Below are 21,693 nucleotides of genomic sequence, written 5' to 3' on the forward strand. Positions count from 1 at the left end.
AGAAACGTCCGCACCACCCATCCGCAAATGATCCTGGCCCCCGCATCAACTTCCACGCCGTGAACTAGGCGTACGACCAGCGCCGAAGGCCTGTTGCGGCTCAACCGCAGGTCAGGCGCGGTGATCGTTCGCGATCCGAGGGCTGGTCCGCCGCAGGACCGCGTGGCCGAGTGCTGGCCGGGCCGGGCGAGGACCCTGCTCGCGGAGGCGATGGCTCACGGCATATCCGAGGCCGAGGTCATCGACCGCTGCCCGCGGCTTGTCTTGAGTTTCTGGAGCCAGTCATGGCCCTCAGGACCACCGGTCATGCTGATCGTTCTCTTGATCGTCGCCGGGATCACCGCCATGTTCCTCCTCCTGCCGCGGTTGGCCCGGCCGACCGTGCCGTTCGGCGTACCGGTGCCCACGGCACAGGTCGACGCGCCGGCCGTACGCCGGGCGAACGTCCTCTACCGGCGTGGCCTGCTGACTTCCATGCCTGCGGTCGCGGCCCTGCTGGTGGCGCTCGCCCGGCTGCTACGGCCCGGGCCGTGCCGGCCGCAGCGCTGCTTGCACCGTTGGTCGCCTGGCTCGTGCTGTACGTGAACACCCGGGCGGACCATGCAGGCCGCCAAGCGGGCCGAACGGTGGCACGAGGGCGTCCGGCAGGCCGTCGTGACCGACACCTCGTTGCCAACCTCACCGCCGCCGTATCCGCGGGCCTGGGCGACGCCGGCGATCGCGGTCACGGTGGGGACGACAGCGGTGGGCGTCGCGAGATATCCGGCGCTCGCCGACCAGTCCCGCGACCGGGCGGATCGGTGCGCCCAACCCTGCCCTCAGCGACACGACAGTGGTCCGCGTTCGCAATCTGGGCCTGCAACTGCTGCTGACGGTCGCGCTGCTCAGCACCGGCGGGGTCGGCCGGCCAGTACCGCCGGTACGCCGCGGCGATGGCGCGTTGCGTACTCCTGCTGGCCGCGGCGTGGCGGTCAGCCTGCTGCTGCTCGCCCTGCGGATGTGGGAGGTGGTTCGCCCGGGCGCACTCTGGTACGTCGCGGCCGTGCTCCCACCGGTAGCCACCGCAGCCATCCTGATCGCAGTCGTGATCCGCCTCGGCCAGTCCGGGCATCGGCTCCCCGCCACCACCGACGATCCTGCCCGGCCCGGGTCGAGCAACACGACGGCGACGCGCACTGGATCCTCGGCCTGCCCTACCTCAACCGCGACAACCCGGCGGCCTGGGTGCTCACTGCCGCCGTCGTCCTCCTCACTGCCGCCTGGCTGCTCCCGGCTCCGAGCCAGGTCAGCTAGGTCGGCCGGCTTCGTTGAGCCGACGATCGAGTGCTTGCCGGATGCGTGCCACCTCGCGACTCCCGGTCGTGGGAAGACGCAGAAGCGGAATCCGGCAGGTCTCGCAGATCATGTCCTTGAGCGCGTCGCGGGCCAGTTGCCTTGGGTCGTTCTCGTGGTAGGCGAAACCGTCGACTTCGATGACCTGGACGAGGGCGTTCGTGACACGGTTGTAGACGACGAAATCCACCGACGCGCGGTTTCCGACGTACCTGAGTTGTTCCGGAGTGAGACCGCTCGGATCGGTTATCAGGCTGTGGAGCAGCACCTGGCTGACGGCATAGAGATCGCTGTAGGCCGGTTCGGTGAACATGCCGTGCAGCACGGTCCAGATGATGTCCTCCGACCGATACCTCAGCTCCCCCTTCAGCCGGGCCGCGAGTGGTTTCAGCCGTTCCGAGTAATCGCGGTAGAGCAGGTCGAAGACCGAGACGATCCTGCTGTCAACGACCTCCTGGTCAGGATTGTGGTACTGGATGTAGCCGATCAGGTCGCGGAGATGACGGCTCTTGGACAGCAGATCGTAGTTTGTGACAAGCACGAATTTCTTCGCCGCTCGCGAGACCGCGACATTCACCAGATGCGGATCGTCGACGAACTGCATGCCGACCGTGCCACGCCACGTCTCGTCGAGCACCGTGGTCATGACGATGGCCTGCTTCTCGCGGCCCTGGAACTTGTGCACCGTCTCGGCTTGGATGCTTTCGATCAGAGCATCGGCCACCTTGTCCGCCTGCCGCCGGTACGGCGTGGTGACTCCGATCTGCGCCCAAGGGATTCCCTTGCACTCCTGCGGCACGACCTCGTCGACGATGACATCGATCTCGCGTTGGTTCGTACGTCCTCCCCCGCGGTGCTGGCGCATGTGATTGCCCTTCACAGTGCGCACCACTGTCAACGGTCGTTCGGTCGGATTCGGGTGTGTGAAAGGTATGAGATTCCCGTCATAGAACTTCTTGTTGCAGAACCCGATGATCGCCGGGTCGCAACGATAATGCTCGCGAAGCATCGTCCTCGGGAGAGTTTCGCCATACAGTTCGATCAGAGAAGACAGAATGTTGTGCTGCGCATAGTCGTACGCGCGCATCGGTGCAGGCTCGACGCGAGCACAAGCCGACTCGTCCGGGATGTGCTGGATCTGACGAAGATCGCCTACCACGACGACGTTACGAGCGCAGGCGAGTGCCAGCGCGGCGGTGAGCAGATCGACCTGAGATGCCACGTCGATGATCAGGTAGTCGAGCAGGAAGGTGCCGGCGAGGCTGCGCCGGAGCGAGTGACAGGTGCTCAGGATCACCGGATAATCGTGGACGAACGTTCTGAACTGTCCACGGAACGACTCCTGCGTGTACTCGACTCGGCTCAGTTGTGCATAGCGATGCCGGAGGCCAGCCCGAAGGGTCTGGATCGAGAGATCTCTGTGCTCACCGGCCCTGGCGTGGAAGTTCGTCCGCTGGAGCGCGGCCTCGTGCTCCCTGATCTGCTTCTCGAGCTCGCTGATCTTCCGCTCGTAGTACGCCCGTTGGAGCCGCAGGATGACCTCGGTGTCGCTTGGATCAATCGCACCGGTCGGCCCATATCTGAAGTAGCCCCTGACGCGGCGGAAGAGGCCACGGATCGGCCTGCCACCGGCATCGCCGAGCTCGGTTTCGGCGAGATAGTCGAGAATCCGGTCGGCCGATCGCCGCAGCAGAGGGAGTTTCTCCAGCTCTGGAAGGTCCTGCCGCTCGACATACCGAGTGAAGTGCTGGAGCTCCAGCCGATAGGCATCGAGCTCCTCATGATGCCACGCGAGCTCGCGCTGGGTCACCTGCTGCGTGCGCAGGCTCCGGTCGAGCTCCGCGATCTGCTCCGACGGCGGCCGGGCCACAGCGGGACCCGCGACGAGGGCCTGAACGTCGATGTTCCTGGCGGACTGCTTTCCGAAGAACTCGCGCTGCTTCTCCAAGCGTCCCAGATTCGCTACGACGTAGCCGAAGCGTTCGTTGGTCAGCTTCTCGCCAACGTTGTCGACCGCGGCGTTGTTGAAAGAAACGACACCAACTGTCGACTCCGAGGAAACGATGATGTTCGCGATCAGGTTCAGGATGGTCTGTGTCTTTCCTGTACCTGGTGGTCCATCTATCACCGATATCGGGTGTCGCAACGCCTTCTCGACGGCCTCGCGTTGGCTGAGGTTGCACGAGAACGGGAAGATCAGCGGCGCGTTCCATTCCGACGTGGTGATGGGCTCGGCGCTGAGGTAACGGCTCAGGGCGCAGTCTGGATGAACGAAGCCGAGATTCGCGTAGAGCTTCCGAAGAGGATCGTCCTCGGCGGACAGCTGCGCCACCAGACTTCGCCAGTACGCAAGAATGCTCGATCCCCGCTGACGTTTTGCTGCGTCCTCGATGACGCTGACGTCTGATGCCGAGTATGTTCCGTATGCCTCCTCGCTCCCGCCTGGCCGGAAGAAGAACCTCCACCAGACGGCACCGTCGACCTGGAAGCGGTACGCCTCCGGAACGCTGTGCCACAACGTGCCGCGCACCTCCACCCGGCAGCCGGAGAGGTCGACACGCTCCAACGTCTTCACGATCGCGACCCGCCAGCGGGCGTACGGGTATTCCCTGCCTCCGCGATACTTGACATACGTGGTGTTCGCGTCCGATCTGTACGAGAGAACCGAAGCCGTCTTCTCCACATGGGCGCTCCCGGGCTCCTTGGGCCGGATGACGATGGCTTCGCAGCGCGGGTCGATCATGACGCTCCCCCTCGATCTCAGCCGGACCCCCAATGATGAAAGGTTAGTCGAGGGTGCGAGGCGCGTTTGGGAAAGAGCGTTTCGAACAACGCCCGAGCCCCTGCGGTAGATCAGCTCAGCATCAACCCGTCACCCAAGATCTCGTCGCATGCGCCTCCAGACAGCGCGGCGCCGACGACATGAAACCGCCTGTGTGCTGGACCAGCCGACTACACGCGGGATAACGCAAGTCGTCCGATCGGGGGTGGGGTCCTCCGTTCGGACGATGGCGGAGATCAGCCGTCGATTAGGGATATCGGACGATGTGCGCTCCCCCGCCGCAGCGGCAAGCTGGCGATCTCCGAACCGGGATCGAGAGTGGGGCGACATGTCAGAACAGAATGGCGGCAGCCTGAGCCGTCGAGGTTTGCTAGCGGGTGCGGCCGCGGCCGGGGTCGGCGCTGCCGCGGCCGGCACGGGCCACGCCGAGCGGGCCGCGGCAGAGGGACGCCCGGCAGCCGGCGCCGTGGCGATCCGGCCGGGCGACGTGCGTTACGACAATCTGTTGCGCGGCAACAACTTCCGGTTCGCCGGCAGGCCGGACGAGATCCGCGTCGTGTCGTCGACTGAGGAGGTGGTGCGAGCGGTCGACGACGCCGTACGCACGGGTCGCCGGGTGGCGGCGCGGAGCGGGGGGCACTGCTTCGAGAACTTCACCGCGGACCCGGCCGTACGGATGTTGCTGGATCTCTCGCCGATGAACGCGGTCGAGTACGACGCCGGCCACAAGGCGTTCGCGGTGCAGCCCGGCGCCACGCTGGGCCACGTCTATCGCACGCTGCTGACTCGCTGGGGCGTGACGATTCCCGCCGGGGGTTGTCCGGAGGTCGGCGCCGGCGGGCACTTCGCGGGTGGCGGCTACGGCACGCTGTCCAGGCGGTACGGCTCCGTCGTGGACCACCTGTACGGCGTGGAGGTCGTGGTGGTCGACCGCCACGGCAAGACCAGAGCCGTCATCGCCACCCGCGAGCCGGACGATCCGAACCGCGAGTTGTGGTGGGCGCACACCGGTGGTGGCGGTGGCAACTTCGGCGTCGTCACCCGCTACTGGCTCCGCTCCCCCGATGCCACCGGTTCCGACCCGGCCAAGCTGCTGCCGCCCTCGCCGCGGCGGATGCTCGAGCGCGTCGTTCTGTGGTCCTGGGACGGAATGACCGAGCAGGCCCTCACCGGCCTGCTCCGCAACTTCGGCACCTGGCACGAGCGCCACAGCGCACCCGGCGATCCGCACACAGCGCTGTACGGCATCCTCCAGCCATCCCATCGCGCCGGTGGGACCGTCATGCTGGCCGTACAGATCGACGCGGATCTCGCCGGCGCCGAACGGATGGTGAGCGAGTTCGTCGACGCGGTGACCGCCGGCGCCGATCTCACGCCGATACTCGACGTCCAGCAGGCGATGCCGTGGCTGCACCCGCTGACCTGGCCGGGCACCGGCGAGCCAGGCGACATACTCACAAGGCGATACAAGATCAAGGCCGGCTACTTCCGCCGCTCGCTCACCGAAGCACAGCTCGCAGCGGTCTACCGCAACTTGAGGAACGACACCGGCGGACCAGGCGCCGGCATGCTCCTCATCGGCTACGGCGGCCAGGTCCGCGCGGTCCCGCCCGGAGCCACCGCGGTCGCCCAGCGGGACGTCATCATGAAGGCGGTCTACCAGACGATCTGGCGCGAGGAGGACGACGACGATGCCAACCTCGCGTGGGTACGTGCCTTCTACCACGACGTCTACGCCGGCACCGGCGGCGTGCCCGTACCCGGTGAGGTCAACGACGGCTCGTACATCAACTACCCGGACGCCGACCTGGCCGACCCGACCTGGAACTCCTCGGGCGTGCCCGCGCACACCCTTTACTACAAGGACAACTACCCACGCCTCCAACGAGTCAAGGCCGACTGGGATCCGCGTAACGTCTTCCGGCACGCCCTCGCGATCGAGCCGCCCGAACGCTGAGGACGCTGCGGACACCGAGGACGCCGGTGCCGCCGGCGTCAGGCCAGCGCCGGCGGCACCGGATCCGCGTGGAGCACGGTGAGGGCGGAGACGGCCCGGGTGAGCACGACGTACAGCCGGTTCAGCCCACGCGGCTCGGCGGCGACGATGCGGCTGGGCTCGACGGTCACCACGCTGTCGAACTCCAGCCCCTTCGCCAGCGAGGCGGGTACGCAGACCAGCCGGAAGTGCTCGAGTACGTCGTCCGTGCGGCCGAGCATCCCTGGCGTGAGCCCCCGCCCGGCGAGCGCTTCAAGCAACGTAGAGGCGCTCAGCCCGTCGAACAACGCCTCGATCTGACCGTCGGCCGCGATCACGCCGATCGAGCCGGTGTTCCCGCCGTCCGCGTCGAGCTCGAGACACGCTCGCGCCACATCGTCCGCGGTCACCTCCGCACCCGGCACAGGAGTGATACGCAACGCGCCCTCCGCCCGCCGCAGGCTGACGGGCATCGCCAGGTCCGGCTGCAGGAGAGGCAGGAGCCTGGCCGCGTAGTCGATGACCACGGCCGGCACGCGGAACCCCCGCGTCAGCTCCACCAGTTCGGCGTCGCGGCCGGCGCCCAGGTGCTCGAGGACGGCATCCCACGACGAGGTGGCGTGTGGCGTCGTGGCCTGCGCGAGGTCGCCCAGCACGGTGGCCGTACGGCAGCGCCGGCCCAGCGCCCGCAGCTGCATCGCCGACATGTCCTGCGCCTCGTCCACCACCAGGTGACCGCGGCGAGGAGCGCTCTCCAGCAGCTCGCGCAACTCGTCCAGCAACACCAGGTCGGCCTCGGTCCACTGGGCGGATTTGACCGAACGACCCGGCTTGGCCCGCAGCAGCGCCGCCTGCTCCTCCGCCGTCAGCAGGTCACCGGCGGCCGCGGCGAGGGATCCGGCGTCCGACAGCAGGCGGAACAGCACCTGCTCCGGCGTCTGTTGGGGCCAGACCTTCGCCAAGATCCGCTTGACAGGCGTCGAACGAGCGACGGCATTCTGGGTGCGGTCGTCAGGGCTCTCGCCGCGTCGTTCCATCCGCAGCAGCACGGCGTGGGCAAGCCGCTGCGCCACCGCCGTACGCCCGGAGGCGTAGCGCGTCGCGGTGTCGACCACGCCCTGGACGATCTCGCGTACCTCGAACTCCGGCACGCGATAACGGTTGGCGCCCTTGCTGTAGACGAGGCTCTCGATCTCGTCACGAACTCCGGTGCCCGACCACAGCGCGTTGCGCAGCACGGTCGCCATCCGCGGATCGCCTTTCAGCGTTGCCGTCTCGGCCGGCTCGGAGCCGGCGGCTCGCGGGTGCTCCGGGAACGCCAGCTGGAGCAGGTCGGAGAACGTCAACTGCTGAACGAAGACCTCGCCGAGTGCCGGCAGGACGTGCCGGATGTACTGCAGGAACGAGCGGTTCGGCCCGACGATCGCCACTCCACCGTCGCGGGCCAGTCGCGTGCGCTCGGCGTAGAGCAGGTAGGCGACCCGGTGTAGGCCGACCGCGGTCTTTCCGGTGCCCGGCGCCCCCTGGACGCAGATCGTGGTGTCGAGCGACGCGCGTACGAGCACGTCCTGCTCGGGTTGGATGGTCGCCACGATGTCGCGCATCGGCCCGGACCTCGGCCGCTCGATCTCCGCCGCGACCAGCTCGGACATTTCGGCCCGGGCGATGTCGATCGCGCCGCTGACCTGCTCGTCCTCGTAGGCCGTGAGCTCGACGTAGCCGCTCGGCCCGGGCTCGAGGGAGTAGCCGTGCCGGCGGCGCATCAGCACGCGCTGCGGATCCGCCGGGCCGGCTCGGTAGAAGGGTACGGCGACCGGCGCCCGCCAGTCGATCACCAGCGGCGTGCCGTCAGGCTCGCGGACGTGCCGCCGGCCGATGTAGATCCGGTCGGCGCCGGCCTCGGGCAGGTCGAACAACGCGCCGGGCTCGTAGTCCAATCGCCCGAAGAACAAGGGGATTCGCGGCTGGTCCAGCAGAACTTCCGCGCGGTGCTCGCGGGTCCACCGGTAGAACTTGTTGTCCCAGTAGCTGTCGGTGTCGGAGTTGACGATGGTCGGCGTATCGGTGTCGACGACATCGGCGTACATGAGCTTCAGGGCGGCGCGGGCGGCCTCCAGGTGTGCCCGCTCCGCCGACAGTTCCGCGTCGGGTTCCGCCGGGTCGGCGTCCCCGGAACCGGAGTTTCCAGTGCTGATCGTGGTAGGCCGCGCAGGCGACATCACAAGCCTCCAGTGGCTGAAATCAGGATGCTCGTCAGCAGTGGGCGCGGGCCCCCGCTCCGGCGCTGTCGCCCGTCCGGCTCGGTTCGGTCCCTACTCTCCGGCACTACTGCCGCAGGACGAAACCGATCACGCTACCAGCGACGATCGCGAGGCGAAACTGATTTACGCGCGGGTCGCGCCGGCGGTGGCGAGGCGGATAGCCTCCAGCGTAGGAGCCACGTCGGCCATGTCGTGGTCGGCGGTCGAGATCAACCGCAGCTGGACGATGCCCTGCGGCACGACCGGATAGGTGACGACCGAGCAGAACACGCCGTACTCCTCCCGCAGCGCTCGCACCAGGTCGTTACCCTCGGCCGGGGTCATCGGCAGATACACCGGCGTGATCAGGCTGGCCGGGTTCCCGATCTCGAATCCACCGTCACGTAGGCCGGACTGCAGGTGCTCGGCCACGGTCCACGCCTGCTTGCGCAGCTCCGGACGGGTACGGATCAACCTCAGCCGCACCCGGTTACCCGCCACGATCGGCCACGGCATGCTCTTGGCGAAGATCTGCGATCTCAGCGAATACCGCAGGCTCCAGATCACGTCCGGCTCGGAGGCCACGAACGCGCCGATGCTCGCGCCGGCCTTGGCGAACGTACCGAAGTACAGGTCGATTCCGGCCTGGACGCGCTGTTCCTCGCCGATGCCGCCGCCGTCCGGGCCGAGGACGCCGAACCCGTGCGCGTCGTCCACGAGCAGCCGGAAGTCGTACTTCTCCTTCAGCGCGACGATGTCGGCGATCCGGCCCTGCTCCCCCGACATCCCGAAGACGCCCTCGGTCACCACGAGTACGCCCTCGTCGGCTCCTCGTGCCGACTCGATCCTGGCGAGCACGGCGTCGAGCCGTTCGATGTCGTTGTGCGGGAACGATCTCGCGCGGCCCCGCTGGAGCCGAACGCCGTCGATGATGCACGCGTGCGACTCGGAGTCGTAGACGACCCAGTCGTGCCGGCCGGCGAGGGAGTCGATCAGCGAGACCATGCCCTGGTAGCCGTAGTTGAGGAACAGGGCCGCCGGCTTACGGGAGTAGTCCGCGAGCTCGGCTTCCAGCGCTTCGAGCTCGTCGGTCTCGCCGGTCAGCATCCGCGAGCCCATCGGAGCGGCGAGTCCCCAGCGGGCCGCACCCTCGGCGTCGGCCGCCCTGACCTCGGGGTGGTTGGCCAGGCCGAGGTAGTTGTTGAGGCTCCAGACCAGCATCCGCTTGCCGTGATGGCGCATGCGGCTGCCGATGTTGCCCGTGAGCTTCGGAAACGTGCCCACGCCGTGGATCTCGCGCGACAACGCGGTGATCGGGTCGTCCGCCTTGGCGGTGAACTTCTCGAACAGGTCCATCGGCTGCTGCTCCCCCCTCTGGGCTCAGCGGCAGATTGGCACGTGGCGATGGCGTACCGCTGGCGCGGCGTTCACATCGCTGACGGGGAACGTGACAGCCGCGCGGCGGCTGACACCTCGCTCCTGGCCAGGGGCGCGTGGGGATGGCCGCGGCGCTCAGTGCCATGAGAGCGCTACGCTGCGCCGATGCCCGAGCTGCCGTATCGGTACGTGTCCTGCGACGAGGACAGTGGACGCTGGGTCGGATTCGGATTCCGTCGCGGCGACATCGTGATCAGTACCAGGTCGAAGAGTGGGACGACCTGGATGCAGATGATCTGTGCCCTGCTCGTCTTCGGCTCGCCGCGGCTGCCTCGCCCGCTGGCTGAGCTGTCCCCCTGGCTGGACCATCTCGCGACTCCGCGGGAGGACGTCCAGTCCCACCTCGCCGCGCAGCGGCATCGCCGGTTCGTCAAGACCCACACGCCACTGGACGGAATCCCTCTCGATCCACGCGCGACCTACGTCGTGGTCGCCCGCCATCCGCTCGATCTGGCGGTCTCGCTCTACCACCAGATCGGCAACATCGACCACGAACGTCTCAGCGAGCTCACCGGCGCGCCCCCGCCCACAACGCCTGCCAAGCCGCGGCCGGCACTGCGGGACTGGCTGGTGGACTGGATCGAGTCGGACGCGGATCCTCGCGAGTCGATGGACTCCCTGCCCGGCGTCATGTGGCACCTGTCCGACGCCTGGGCGCGCAGGGACGAGCCCAACGTGCTGCTGGTGCACTACGCCGACCTGTCGTCCGACCTCGACGGCCAGATGCGCTGGATCGCCGGCCGGCTCGGCATCGACGTGCAGGAGCAGGTCTGGCCGAGCCTGGTCCGGGCCGCGAGCTTCGACGACATGAAGTGCCGCGCCGGCGAGCTCGTCCCCAACCGGGACGGTGTTCTGAAGGACAACGCCGCCTTCTTCCGCCGCGGCAGGTCGGGAGCGGGCCGTGAGGTGCTGACCGACGGCGAGCTGACCGGCTATCAAGCACGCGTTCGAGGGCTCGCCCCGGCCGATCTGCTGGCCTGGCTGCATCGATAGCGCGCCAGCCAGCCGTTATTATGCTGCGATGCCCGCTCCGATCGCCCTCAGCGTCGCCGAGGCGAGGCGGGTGTGGATGCACGCGCAGCGGCTCGACGTTCGCGAGCCGTTCGGCAGCGGCGACCACGCCGTCCGGGCGGCCGTGGAGCAGCTGGGCTACGTGCAGATCGACACGATCAACGTGGTCGAACGCTGCCACCACCACATCCTGTGGAGCCGCATCCCGGCCTACGAGCGCGCTCACCTGCACAACGCGCAGGCGATCGACAAGAACGTCTTCGAGTACTGGACGCACGCGCTGTCCTACGTGCCGACCCAGGACTTCGGCTTCTTCGTCCCGCACATGAAGCGGCAGCGCAACGGTGAGATCCCGCAGTGGTTCGGCTCGGTCACCGAAGCCGACGTGCGTCGCGTGCTCAGGCTGATCCGGGACGACGGCGCGCTGACCATCCGCGACATCAAGGACGACGTGCTCGTCGAGAAGGTCCACCTGTGGGCGAGCCGCAAACCGTCCAAGGCTGCCTTGCAGGTGGCGTTCTATCGCGGTCACGTCACGGTCAGTGAACGAGACGGCATCGTCAAGACGTACGAGCTCACCGCCCGCCACTTCGGCTGGGACAAGCCACCGCGGGCGGCGACGGAGCGACAGGTGCACGCCTATCTCCTCGACCGGGCGCTACGAGCGCAGGGCGTGGTGAGCATCGATTCGGTCTGCCACAACCAGCGCGGCGAGACGAAGGCAGCCATCCGCGCGCTGGTAGACGCCAGAGTCCGCCGCAAGCAACTCGTCCCGGTAGCCGTCGAAGGCGCCGGCAAGACCCAGCACTGGGCAGAGCCGGCCACGCTCGACGCGATCCCGGAGCCCGTGGACCCGCTGGTGCACATCCTGTCGCCGTTCGATCCGTTGATCATCCTGCGCAAGCGGCTGTCGCTGTTCTTCGGCTACGACCATCTCTTCGAGGCGTACGTACCCAAGGCCAAGCGGCGGTTCGGCTACTTCGCGCTTCCCGTGCTCGTCGGCGACGAGGTCGTGGCGGCGATCGACCTCAAGGCCGATCGCGACCAGGGAGAGTTGCAGATCCAGCAGTGGACCTGGGTCGGCCGCGGCAACGAACGCGACCACCAGCGACCGATCGAGGCCGAGCTCGAACGCTTCGAACGCTTCCAGCTCGCGAAGACCTGACGAGACCGCCGGGCCCACGCGCTACACCGACTCGCCAAGCAGCTCTTGACTCAGCGCCGCGGCCTCGGCGTGCAGCAGCGGAACGGCCCGGCGGCCCAGCTCCTTGGTCATCCGGAACGTCGGGCCGGAGACCGACAGTGCCATCGAGACCGGGAGGTCGGGAACCGGCACGGCGTAGCAGGAGACGCCCTCCTCCTGTTCCCCGCTGTCGACCGCATAGCCCTGGCGGCGGATCTTCTTCAGCTCGGTTCCCAGCTTCGCCGGATCGGTGATCGTACGCCGGGTGCCCGGCGGCATACCCGCACGCTCCAGGATGCGGCTCACCTGTTCCGACTCCAGCTGCGCCAGGATCGCCTTGCCGACTCCCGTGGAGTGGGTGTAGGCGCGATGGCCCACCTCGGTGAACATGCGCATCGCGTGCTGTGACGGCACGTGTGCGACGTAGACGATCATGTTGCCTTCCAGCACCGCGAGGTTGGCCGACTCGCCGATCTCCTGGGCCAGCTTCTCCAGATGCGGTCGCGCGATCGGCGCGAACTGGGCGTCGACCCGGCCCGCCAGCCGAACCAGGCCCAGGCCCAGGCCGTACTGCCGGTTGCGCAGCTGGCGTACATAGCCCAAGCCGACCAGGGTCTTCAAGAACCGGTGCGTGGTCGGCACCGGAAGGTCGATCGCGGCAGACAGGTCGGTCAGCGACTGGTGACCGTTCTCGGCCAGCAACTCCAGCAGGCCGAACGCCCGCTCCACCGACTGCACGCCCCCCGACGACTTCGGCTGGCCCATCCTCCCACCCTTCGCTCTCGATCGGGCTCGAAATCATAACTCCACTTGGCGGAAGGACTCGGCGGGCCGTCGGCGTGTCGCGACCGGCCCACCCAAGAGCGGCCGAGTAGCCGGACCGGCAGCCCTTCCAAGCACCGGACCGGTCTGCGCAGGCGACCGGAACCGGTCCTTGCCATCTATCACACCCAGGTTTAGCCTCCAAATACCGACATCCAACTTCCACGATGATGAAATCCGCGCTCCGGCGCTCCCGGCCGACGAGCGGTGGTGAGGACGTCAGGCATGCAATCTGGCATACGGTTCCCCCGCAGAAAACTCCTCCGAGGTGGCCTGGCGCTGGCCGGCGCCGGCGCGCTCGGAACTGGATCGCTGGCCGCTTGCGGCTCGAGTTCGGAGGGGGCACCCAAAGGGTTCACGGCGGTCACCTTCAGTTCGATCGGTGATCCCACCACGCAGAAGCTCTTCAAGGACATGATCGCCGCGGCCCAGGCCGAGAGCCTCGACGACCTGAAGATCAAGATCATCTGGAAGCCGGCTCCCGGCGACGACTGGCCGGCCGTGATGTTGCAGTTCGCGTCCGGCACCACCGCCGACATCCAGCGCATCGACGACGACCGCGTCTACGACCTGGCGACGAGCGGCAAGATCCTCCAGCTCGACAAGATGATGCTCGATCCGAAGATCGGGTTCGACCTGAAGAAGTACAGCCCCACGTTTCCCACCCGGGTCGCGGTCGAGGGCTACCAGTTCTCGATCACACCGGCTGTGAGCGCGAACGTCCTGTACTACAACAAGAAACTGTTCGCAGCAGCCGGCCTGGAGGCACCGACGTCGTGGGCCGACGCCTGGAGCTGGGACGAGTTCGACGCCGCCGTCCGCGCGCTCACCAAGAAGAACGGAGACAAGACCGAGGTCTACGGCCTGCAGTTCGCGGTCAACACGATCCAGCCGACGGCCTACGGTGCCGGCGACACCGCGCTTTCCGAGGACCAGACCGAGTGCGGCTATGCCAAGCCGGAGACGCTCGAGGCGATCGACAAGCAGGTCGCCTACATCCGGGAGGGATTCGCGCCGACCGTCGACGTCGACGTGCTCCCGCTCTTCAACGCGGGCAAGGTCGCGATGGCGTGGCAGGGCATGGACATCGCCGCCCAGATCAGCGACGACATCGAGTGGGACATCATGCCGTGGCCGAAGACGCCGCTGTACGCGATGACCAAGAACTACGCTCGCACCTGGGTGATCCCCAAGACCGCCAAGGACCCCGAGGCCGCCTACCTCGCGCTCAAGGCCCTGTCCGGCAAGGCCGCCTCCGAGGTGCTGGCCAAGTCGCGGTTCGCCGTGCCGGCTTACACCGAAACCGCCCAGAGCAAGGCGTTCACCGACCACCCTTACCCGGAGACGCCGAAGATCTGGTCCGAAACGCTGGACGAGATCGAGGGAAAGCCGATCGACATCCCGTTCCCCCGCGGCCCGATCGGCACCGCGCTGGCGGACGCGTTCGTCAACGGCGTCAACGCCAACGGCCTGATGAGTGGCAAGCTTCCCACCGACCAGTACATCAAGCACGGCCGCGACCAGGTGAACGCCGAGATCGCCAAGCGGGCCTGGAACATCGGCAAAGGCAAGGAGCTGCTGGAGAAGGGCGGATCGCTCACCGACCCCGACACCAAGGTGATCAAGTGACCATGCCCTCGCTCACCGCGCCCGCCGGCACCGGCCGGCAGGCCGGTACGGACGAGCACCGGACGCGGCAACGGCAGCGGAACCGGCGCCATCTGCGAGGCTGGCTGTTCATCGGCCCGGTGGTGCTGGGGACGCTGCTGTTCAACGTGATTCCGGTCCTCCCCACGCTCGTCACCAGCTTCGCCAACTGGAACGGACTGACCGCTCCCGACTTCGTGGGCCTGGACAACTACGGCGACATGGTGAGCGGGGCCGACCCGCTGTTCACCCGCAGCCTGGTGAACACGCTGATCTACACGGCCGGCTTCGTGCCCGGCGGAATCGTCATCGGCACCCTGCTGGCCCTGCTGGTCAACAACCGGTTGCCCGGCATGCCGGTGTTCCGCGCGCTGATCTTCCTGCCGTACGTGACGTCGCTCGTCGCGGTCGGCATCGTCGCCCGCTGGGTGTTCAGCGACCAGTACGGCGTGGTCAACGCGCTGCTCGACGGTGCCGGCATCACGGGCCCGCACTGGCTGGGCGAACGAGCCTGGGCGATGGCCGCCGTCATCGTCACCGCGGTGTGGGCCAACATGGGCTTCACGATGATCATCATGCTCGCGGCCCTGCAGAACGTGCCCGAGACGCTGATCGAAGCGGCGACTCTCGACGGCGCCGGAAGGCTGGCGAGGTTTCGTCACGTCACGCTGCCGTTCCTGACACCGACCATCTTCCTGCTGCTGATCCTGCAGACGATCGGCTCGTTCCAGGTGTTCGGCCTGATCCTCGTGATGACGCAGGGCGGCCCGGCCGACGGAACCTACGTCTACATCTACCACCTGTGGTACGAGGCGTTCACGTTGCGCAAGATGGGCTACGCCTCGGCGCTGGCGATCGTGCTGTTCGTCGTGCTCGCCTCCATCACCTGGCTGCAGAACCGCATGTCGCGAAGGTGGGTGTTCTACCAGTGAGCGCCCGCACGCGCAAGATCTCGGCGGCGACGGCGACGTACGCCGGTTGCGTCATCATGGCGGCGATCGCGATCGGCCCGTTCCTGTGGATGGTCTCGAGCTCGTTCAAGCAACCCAGCGACGTGATCAGCCTGCCACCAAGACTGGTTCCCGACCCGTTCACACTGGAGAACTACGCCTACCTGATCAACAACGGCATCCTGCCGTTCGGACGGTTCCTCGGCAACAGCGCCTACATCACGATCCTGGTCATCATCGGCCGGCTGCTGGTGTGCGCACTCGCGGCGTACGGCTTCGCCCGGCTGGAGTTCCGCGGCCGCGACCTCGCGTTCGGCGTGCTGCTGGGCTCGCTGATGATCCCGGAAATGCTGATGGTGCTGCCGCTCTACTCCGCCTACGTCCACCTGGGACTGATCAACACCCACTTCCCGCTGATCATCCCGCCGATCGTCGCCAACACGTTCGGGACGTTCCTGCTGCGTCAGTTCTTCCTGTCGATCCCCAAGGAGTACGACGAGGCGGCGCTGGTCGACGGTGCCGGCCACTTCCGCATCTTCGCCAGCATCATCCTGCCGCTGTCGAAGCCCGCGCTCGCCACGCTCGGCGTGCTGACGTTCGTCAACGTGTGGAACGACTTCTTCGGCCCGCTGGTCTACCTCAGCGACCTCGACAAGTTCACCGTTCCGGTGGGCCTGGCCTTCTTCCAGACCCAGGACGCGACGCAGTACGGACCGCTGATGGCCGGCGCGACGCTGGCGATCATCCCCACCGTCGTGGTGTTCGTCGCCGCGCAGAAGTACTTCACGCGCGGCATCTCGCTGACCGGAATCAAGTAAGTAGCCGGAACCAAGTAGGGAGACAACTCTTGACCAAGTACGTGGTGGCCACCGTCGACGAGATCCCACCCGGCAAGCGCAAGATTGTCAGCGTCGCCGAACGGTCCATCGGCGTGTTTAACGTCAAGGGCAGCTACTACGCCATCCGCAACAAGTGCCCGCACGCCGGCGGGCCGATGTGCGAGGGGGTGATCTCGGGGTTGGCGCGCTCGGAGGATCCCGGCACGTACGACTACATCATGCGCGGCGAGATCATCCGCTGCCCGTGGCACGGCTGGGAGTACGAGATCGCGACCGGGCAGTCCTGGTTCGATCCCGGCAAGACCAGGGTGGCCGCCTATCCGACGCTGGTCGAGTCCGGTGGGGAGATGCCGCGCAGCAACCCGGAGTTGCTGGCCGCTGGCTACCAGCCCGGGCCGTACGCGAGCGAGACCTACGAGGTCGAGATCGACCGCCACTACGTCATCGTCAACATCTGACCAGATCTGATCGAGCGGGAACGTGATGACAACCCAGACGAACGCACTGACCGGCTACGCCCGTCCGACGCAGTGGACCGGCCTGCCGCTGGTCGACACCGACGTCCACATCAACGTGCCGGGCCTGAAGGCGCTGTATCCCTACCTCGAGCCCCGATGGCAGGACTACATCACCGAGTCGGGGATGGGTGGTCTGCCCTCGAACCTCTATCCCGACGGCGCACCGAACCTCTACCTCGACGGATCGCGGCCGGAGTCCGGTCCGCCCGGCTCCAGCGCCGAGCTGTTGCGCGGCCAGCTGCTCGACCCCTGGCAGCTCGACTACGCCGTCCTCAACTGCACCTACGGGGTCGACTCGATCCACAACGACGACTTCGCGGCGGTGATGGCACGCGCGGTCAACCGCTGGCAGCTCGAGGAGTTCCTGCGTTCGGACACCCGGTTGCGCGGCTCGGCGGTGCTGCCGTTGCAGAACCCCGAGTACGCGGTCGCCGAGATCGAGTGGGCCGCGCAGTTCAGCGAGTTCGTCCAGGTGACCGTGCCGGCCCGGACGCGAGAGCCGCTCGGGCGGCGGGCGTTCTGGCCGATCTACCAGGCCGCGCAGGACGCGGGTCTGGTCGTGGGCATCCAGGCCGGCGGCATGAGCGGCAACCCCGTGACGCCGGTCGGCTGGGCGACGTACTTCGTCGAGGACTACATCGACGTCTCGCTCGCCTTCCAGCACCAGTTGCTCAGCCTGGTGGCCGAGGGGGTCTTCGTGAAGTTCCCCGAGCTGACGGTCGCGACGATCGAGGGCGGGTTCTCCTGGTTGCCGTCGTTGATGTGGCGGTTCGACAAGGACTGGAGGGGCTTGCGCCGCGAGGTGCCGTGGGTGACCCGGCCGCCGTCGGAGTACGTGCGCGACCACGTCCGCATGACGATCCAGCCGCTGGACGACCCGGCGACCCCGACGCAGCTGATCGAGGTGATCGACCAGCTGCTCTGCGAGGACATGCTGATGTTCTCGACCGACTATCCACACGCGCATTTCGACGACCCGCTCCGTTCGATGCCGCAAGGGCTTCCTGACGAGCTGCGGCCCAAGGTGATGGCGGGCAACGCGCTCGCCACCTATCGCTTCGAGTGAGTCTCCGTCCGTACCGAGGAGCACCGACATGACCGACACGATCGCTACACCGCGGACCGGCAGCAGCCGCCGGGTGCGGCAGATGATCATCGACTGCGACATCCACAACGTGGCGATGCCGACGTCGATCGATCCGTACCTGCCCGACAAATGGCTGCGGCACAAGCGGACGTACGGATCGCGGCAGCATTCCGGAAACGTCTATCCCAAGGGATCCCCCGCCCGCTGGGACTCCTTCCCGCCTTCGGGCCTGGCGCCGGGAGCCGACCTCGACTTCATGCGCGAGCAGCACCTGGACGCGCTGAACGTCGAGTTCGGCCTGCTCGGCTGCCTGAGCGGCGCCGGCAGCCAGCTCAACCCCGACTACTCCGCCGCGCTGTCGGCGGCGACCAACGACTGGCAGATCGCCGAGTGGCTGGACCCCGAGCCTCGGCTGCGGGCCGGGCTGATCGTGCCGGCGGAACACGCCGAACACGCGGTCGCCGAGATCGAGCGGCTCGGCGACCATCCCGGCTTCGTCCAGGTGCTGTTGATCGCGCGCAGCTCGGCGCCCTACGGGAACCGGAAGTACTGGCCGATCTACGAGGCGGCCGCGCGGCACAACCTGCCGGTCGGGATCCATTACGGCGGTGGCGTGCGTGGCGTTCCGATCACGGCGGCCGGCTGGCCTTCGTACTACGTCGAGGACCACACGGGCATGTCCGGTGCGTTCCAGGCGCACGTGACGAGCCTGATCTTCGAGGGTGTCTTCGAGCATGTACCCGACCTGCGGATCGCGTTGATCGAGGGCGGGTTCGCGTGGCTGCCGCCGCTCACCTGGCGGATGGACAAGCAGTGGCAGCGGTTCAGGTCCGAGGTGCCGCACGTACGCCGGAAGCCGTCGGAGTACGTCCACGACCACTTCTGGGTGACGACGCAGCCGATGGAGGAACCGCAGCGCAAGAAGGACCTGCTGACGGTGTTCGAGCACGTCGGCGTCGACAAGGTGATGTTCTCCACCGACTACCCGCACTGGGACTTCGACCATCCGGTGCACGCGTTCCAGATCCGGCTGCCCGCGGAGTACCGGGACCAGATCTACACCGAGAACGCCCGGGCGTTCTACGGCCTGCCCGCTGCCCAGGAGGCCGCCGGGTGAGCAGGATCAGTTCGATCGAGACGTTCGGCGGCCGCGGCTGCATCGTCCGGGTGCGGACGTCCGACGGGCTCGAAGGCTACGGCCAGACCGCGCACTCGGAGGCCGAGATCACGGCCGCTGTGCTGCACCGGCGGGTGGCGCAGCACTATCTCGGCCAGTCGCCGTTCGACGTGGCCGGGCTGGCCGAACGCTGCGCGCGGGCGGAGTACAAGGTGTGGGGCAGCTTCCTGTTCCGCGCGCTGGCCGGCGTCGACACCGCGCTGTGGGACCTTGTCGGCAAGGCGCAGGGGCGGCCGGTGTACCGGCTGCTCGGGGGTGCCGCGCGGGCGTCGGTGCCGTTGTACGGATCGGGCATGCGCCGGGACACCACTCCGGAGGAGGAGGTGTCCCGGATGGTCAGGGCCGTTGCCGAGCACGGGTTCCGGGCCGTCAAGATCAAGATCGGCGAACGCAACGGGCGGGACGCCGAGCCTGCCTGGGGCCGGACGGCGAAGCTGGTGCCGCTGCTGCGCAAGGAGCTCGGCGACTCGATCGCGCTGATGGCCGACGCCAACGGGGCGTACTCCCCCGGCGAGGCCGTCCGGGTGGGGCGGCTGCTCGAGGAGCACGGCTACCTCCACTTCGAGGAGCCGGTGCCGTTCTGGGAGCTGGACAACGCCGGCAGGGTCGCGACGGCGCTCGACATTCCGGTGGCCGTGGGCGAGCAGGAGTACTCCCTGGAGAACCTGCGCCGGATGGTCCAGGAGCCGCTGGTCGACATCATCCAGCCCGACGTCGGCTACGTCGGCGGGATCACCCGGGCGCGCACGGTGGCGGAGCTCGCCGAGCTGGCCGGCATCCCGTGCGTGCCGCACTCGTCGGGCCGTTCGCTGACCGCGATCTTCACCGCCCATCTGGCCACCGCGATGCCGGCGTGCACGCACTTCCACGAATGGACGATCGAGGACGTCTCCTCGATGCGGGCCTACGAGCCGTTCCCGGTGGCGTCCAACGGCGAGCTCACCCTGTCCGACGCACCCGGCTGGGGCGTCGAGATCTCCCCCGCCGTCCTCCGCGAGTGGAAGCACGAGGTGTCGAAGGTATAGCCGGCGCGGTGTTTCGTCCGCCGGCCGCGAGGTAAAGCAGCAACCCGTACGCTCCGGCACCGAGACGAAAGCGAGCGCGGGATGACCATCGAGCTGCCACCTCCACGACCGGCCCTGTGGGCGCTGCGGCCTGCCGAGTCCGCGAACGTGGAGGCGAAGCCGGTGGACGGGCGCATGGTCGTGACGATCGAGCACGCGCTGCTGGCCGGCGTGACACCGCCGATGGTGGCGTGGTGGTACGCCCACGTACCCGGCACCATGGCGTACGCCGGGGCGACGTACCCGCGCTACCTGGTCTGGCATCCGTACGACCACATCAGCTACGAGGTCGAGAGCGGCAGCACCGGCGGCGACGGCGGAGCCGAGGTAGGCCCGGGCACTCACCTGCACATCGTCGAGGCGCTGGGCCGCGATCCGGCGAAGGTGCTGAACCTGCACGTGACGGTCGAGGAGCTCACTGACAGCCGGGCCGTGATCGCTCGCCGGGTGCTCGGCAGCTCCGTCGTACGGCTGGAGAACGAGTTCACCGCCGAGCGCGGCGGCACGCGATACCGCAGCCGGATGACGCTCGGCGACGACACCGCGCTCGGCCGGCTGCTGCTCAACCAGGTGGCGCGGACCCGCGCGCTGCCGCCGGAGAAGCTGACCAGCTGGATCGGCCATCACATCGAGGAGATCGGCAACCTCGAGAACTTCCTGCCCGGCCTCTACGACGAGCAGGCGAACGGCTGACCGGTTTGGCCAGCTTGACAGCGCAGCGCGGTCGATCGCTGTCAACCCGTGTCATCGTTGATGGAATGCGAGAGACCCAGCTGAGATTCGACGCGGAGCACGGCGGCGACTATCCCGAAGGGTTGTACAGCGACCATGTCGTCGCGCCGGTCGTCGCTTCGCTGGAGGATGTGGGTGAGGCGGAGCTGGCGCGATATCGCGAGGACGGCTTCCTCGCGGTCGCGTCGGTCTTCGACGCCGGGCAGGTGCGTTCCGCCGTCGACGGGCTCGAGTCGTTGCTCACCGAGCCGCGCGGTGGAGGGATCGAGTTCGAGGCGTGGGCCGCCGACCGTCTGGACTCGCTCGACCTCACGCAGCGGATGAACGCCGTACGCAAGTTCATGTACTACGTCGACCACGAGGAACGGCTGCACGCGCTCGCGTACGACGAACGCCTGCTGGCGTTCCTGCGCCGGCTGCTCGGCTCGGACGATCTCACGATGTTCCAGGACATGGCGCTGGTCAAGCCGCCCGGCGGCGGGCGCGAGAAGCCGTGGCACCAGGACAACGCGTACTTCACCTGCCCGCCGGGCACACCGATCGCCGGTGCGTGGATCGCGCTGGACCAGGCGACGCACGAGAACGGCTGCATGCACGTGATCCCCGGCTCGCACCGCGAAGGACCGGTCGTCCACTTCCGACGACGCGACTGGCAGATCTGCGACACCGACATCCAGACCGGGCGCGATGTGGTCGTGCCGTTGCCGCCCGGCGGTGTGCTGTTCTTCGACGGGCTGCTACACCACGGAACGCCGTCGAACCGGACGGCACAGACCAGGCGGGCCGTGCAGTTCCACTACGTGCCGACGTCCGCGCACTTCGGATCCGACGAGGACCGCCTCGCGGTGTTCGGATCCGAGGGCAAGGACGTCAGCTGCTGAGCGACCAGCTCGTCGA

Annotated in this window: 17 protein-coding genes; 13 read left to right on the top strand and 4 right to left on the bottom strand. The window is 67.7% G+C overall.

Annotation, left to right across the window (positions count from 1 at the left end; genetic code table 11):
* Nucleotides 1–306: 306 nt before the first annotated feature.
* Nucleotides 307–585, top strand: coding sequence for a hypothetical protein (locus ACYVF6_RS12690; protein WP_460520535.1), 279 nt, complete (start codon nt 307–309; stop codon nt 583–585).
* 700 nt (nt 586–1,285) lie between these two features.
* Here ACYVF6_RS12690 and ACYVF6_RS12695 read toward each other — a convergent pair.
* A complete protein-coding gene (locus tag ACYVF6_RS12695) occupies nt 1,286–4,075 on the bottom strand; it encodes an AAA domain-containing protein (protein ID WP_460520537.1) in 2,790 nt (929 codons plus the stop codon).
* Nucleotides 4,076–4,442: 367 nt separating this feature from the next.
* Between ACYVF6_RS12695 and ACYVF6_RS12700 the strand changes: the two genes are divergently transcribed.
* The gene (locus ACYVF6_RS12700; protein WP_460520539.1) at nt 4,443–6,071 is read left to right on the top strand and encodes an FAD-binding oxidoreductase; all 1,629 of its coding nucleotides are present in this window, start codon (nt 4,443–4,445) and stop codon (nt 6,069–6,071) included.
* A 38-nt stretch (nt 6,072–6,109) separates the two neighbouring features.
* On the opposite strand, the gene ACYVF6_RS12705 is transcribed toward ACYVF6_RS12700, so the two are convergent.
* Both ACYVF6_RS12705 and ACYVF6_RS12710 read right to left on the bottom strand, forming a co-directional pair.
* Complete coding sequence (locus ACYVF6_RS12705; protein ID WP_460520542.1) at nt 6,110–8,308, bottom strand: HelD family protein; 2,199 nt, start codon at nt 8,306–8,308, stop codon at nt 6,110–6,112.
* Nucleotides 8,309–8,473: 165 nt separating this feature from the next.
* On the bottom strand, nt 8,474–9,685 hold the full coding sequence (locus tag ACYVF6_RS12710) for an aminotransferase class I/II-fold pyridoxal phosphate-dependent enzyme (protein ID WP_460520544.1): 1,212 nt from the start codon (nt 9,683–9,685) through the stop codon (nt 8,474–8,476).
* Nucleotides 9,686–9,871: 186 nt separating this feature from the next.
* Between ACYVF6_RS12710 and ACYVF6_RS12715 the strand changes: the two genes are divergently transcribed.
* Nucleotides 9,872–10,759, top strand: coding sequence for a sulfotransferase domain-containing protein (locus tag ACYVF6_RS12715; RefSeq protein ID WP_460520546.1), 888 nt, complete (start codon nt 9,872–9,874; stop codon nt 10,757–10,759).
* 28 nt (nt 10,760–10,787) lie between these two features.
* On the top strand, nt 10,788–11,942 hold the full coding sequence (locus ACYVF6_RS12720; RefSeq protein WP_460520548.1) for a winged helix-turn-helix domain-containing protein: 1,155 nt from the start codon (nt 10,788–10,790) through the stop codon (nt 11,940–11,942).
* A gap of 21 nt (nt 11,943–11,963) precedes the next feature.
* On the opposite strand, the gene ACYVF6_RS12725 is transcribed toward ACYVF6_RS12720, so the two are convergent.
* Nucleotides 11,964–12,725 (bottom strand): IclR family transcriptional regulator, encoded by a 762-nt coding sequence (locus ACYVF6_RS12725; protein ID WP_460520550.1) that lies wholly within the window; start codon nt 12,723–12,725, stop codon nt 11,964–11,966.
* Between the two features lie 282 nt (nt 12,726–13,007).
* Here ACYVF6_RS12725 and ACYVF6_RS12730 point away from each other — a divergent pair, with 282 nt between their 5' ends.
* The 9 genes from ACYVF6_RS12730 to ACYVF6_RS12770 all read left to right on the top strand — a co-directional run bounded on the left by ACYVF6_RS12730 (nt 13,008) and on the right by ACYVF6_RS12770 (nt 21,677).
* Entirely contained in the window at nt 13,008–14,411 is a 1,404-nt protein-coding gene (locus tag ACYVF6_RS12730) for a type 2 periplasmic-binding domain-containing protein (protein ID WP_460520552.1), read from the top strand.
* Between the two features lie 2 nt (nt 14,412–14,413).
* The gene (locus ACYVF6_RS12735) at nt 14,414–15,361 is read left to right on the top strand and encodes a carbohydrate ABC transporter permease (protein WP_460521626.1); all 948 of its coding nucleotides are present in this window, start codon (nt 14,414–14,416) and stop codon (nt 15,359–15,361) included.
* Nucleotides 15,358–16,197 (top strand): carbohydrate ABC transporter permease, encoded by an 840-nt coding sequence (locus ACYVF6_RS12740; RefSeq protein WP_460520554.1) that lies wholly within the window; start codon nt 15,358–15,360, stop codon nt 16,195–16,197. Before ACYVF6_RS12735 ends, ACYVF6_RS12740 begins: the two co-directional genes overlap by 4 nt.
* A gap of 29 nt (nt 16,198–16,226) precedes the next feature.
* Nucleotides 16,227–16,676: a Rieske (2Fe-2S) protein gene (locus ACYVF6_RS12745; protein ID WP_460520556.1), complete on the top strand. Its 450-nt coding sequence runs from the start codon at nt 16,227–16,229 to the stop codon at nt 16,674–16,676.
* Between the two features lie 25 nt (nt 16,677–16,701).
* A complete protein-coding gene (locus ACYVF6_RS12750; protein WP_460520558.1) occupies nt 16,702–17,802 on the top strand; it encodes an amidohydrolase family protein in 1,101 nt (366 codons plus the stop codon).
* A gap of 28 nt (nt 17,803–17,830) precedes the next feature.
* Nucleotides 17,831–18,940 (top strand): amidohydrolase family protein, encoded by a 1,110-nt coding sequence (locus tag ACYVF6_RS12755; RefSeq protein ID WP_460520560.1) that lies wholly within the window; start codon nt 17,831–17,833, stop codon nt 18,938–18,940.
* The gene (locus tag ACYVF6_RS12760) at nt 18,937–20,025 is read left to right on the top strand and encodes a mandelate racemase/muconate lactonizing enzyme family protein (RefSeq protein ID WP_460520562.1); all 1,089 of its coding nucleotides are present in this window, start codon (nt 18,937–18,939) and stop codon (nt 20,023–20,025) included. Before ACYVF6_RS12755 ends, ACYVF6_RS12760 begins: the two co-directional genes overlap by 4 nt.
* 81 nt (nt 20,026–20,106) lie before the next feature.
* Nucleotides 20,107–20,757: a DAPG hydrolase family protein gene (locus ACYVF6_RS12765; RefSeq protein ID WP_460520564.1), complete on the top strand. Its 651-nt coding sequence runs from the start codon at nt 20,107–20,109 to the stop codon at nt 20,755–20,757.
* 65 nt (nt 20,758–20,822) lie between these two features.
* A complete protein-coding gene (locus ACYVF6_RS12770) occupies nt 20,823–21,677 on the top strand; it encodes a phytanoyl-CoA dioxygenase family protein (RefSeq protein WP_460520566.1) in 855 nt (284 codons plus the stop codon).
* Nucleotides 21,678–21,693 lie beyond the last annotated feature (16 nt).

The organism is Flindersiella endophytica, from assembly GCF_054779015.1.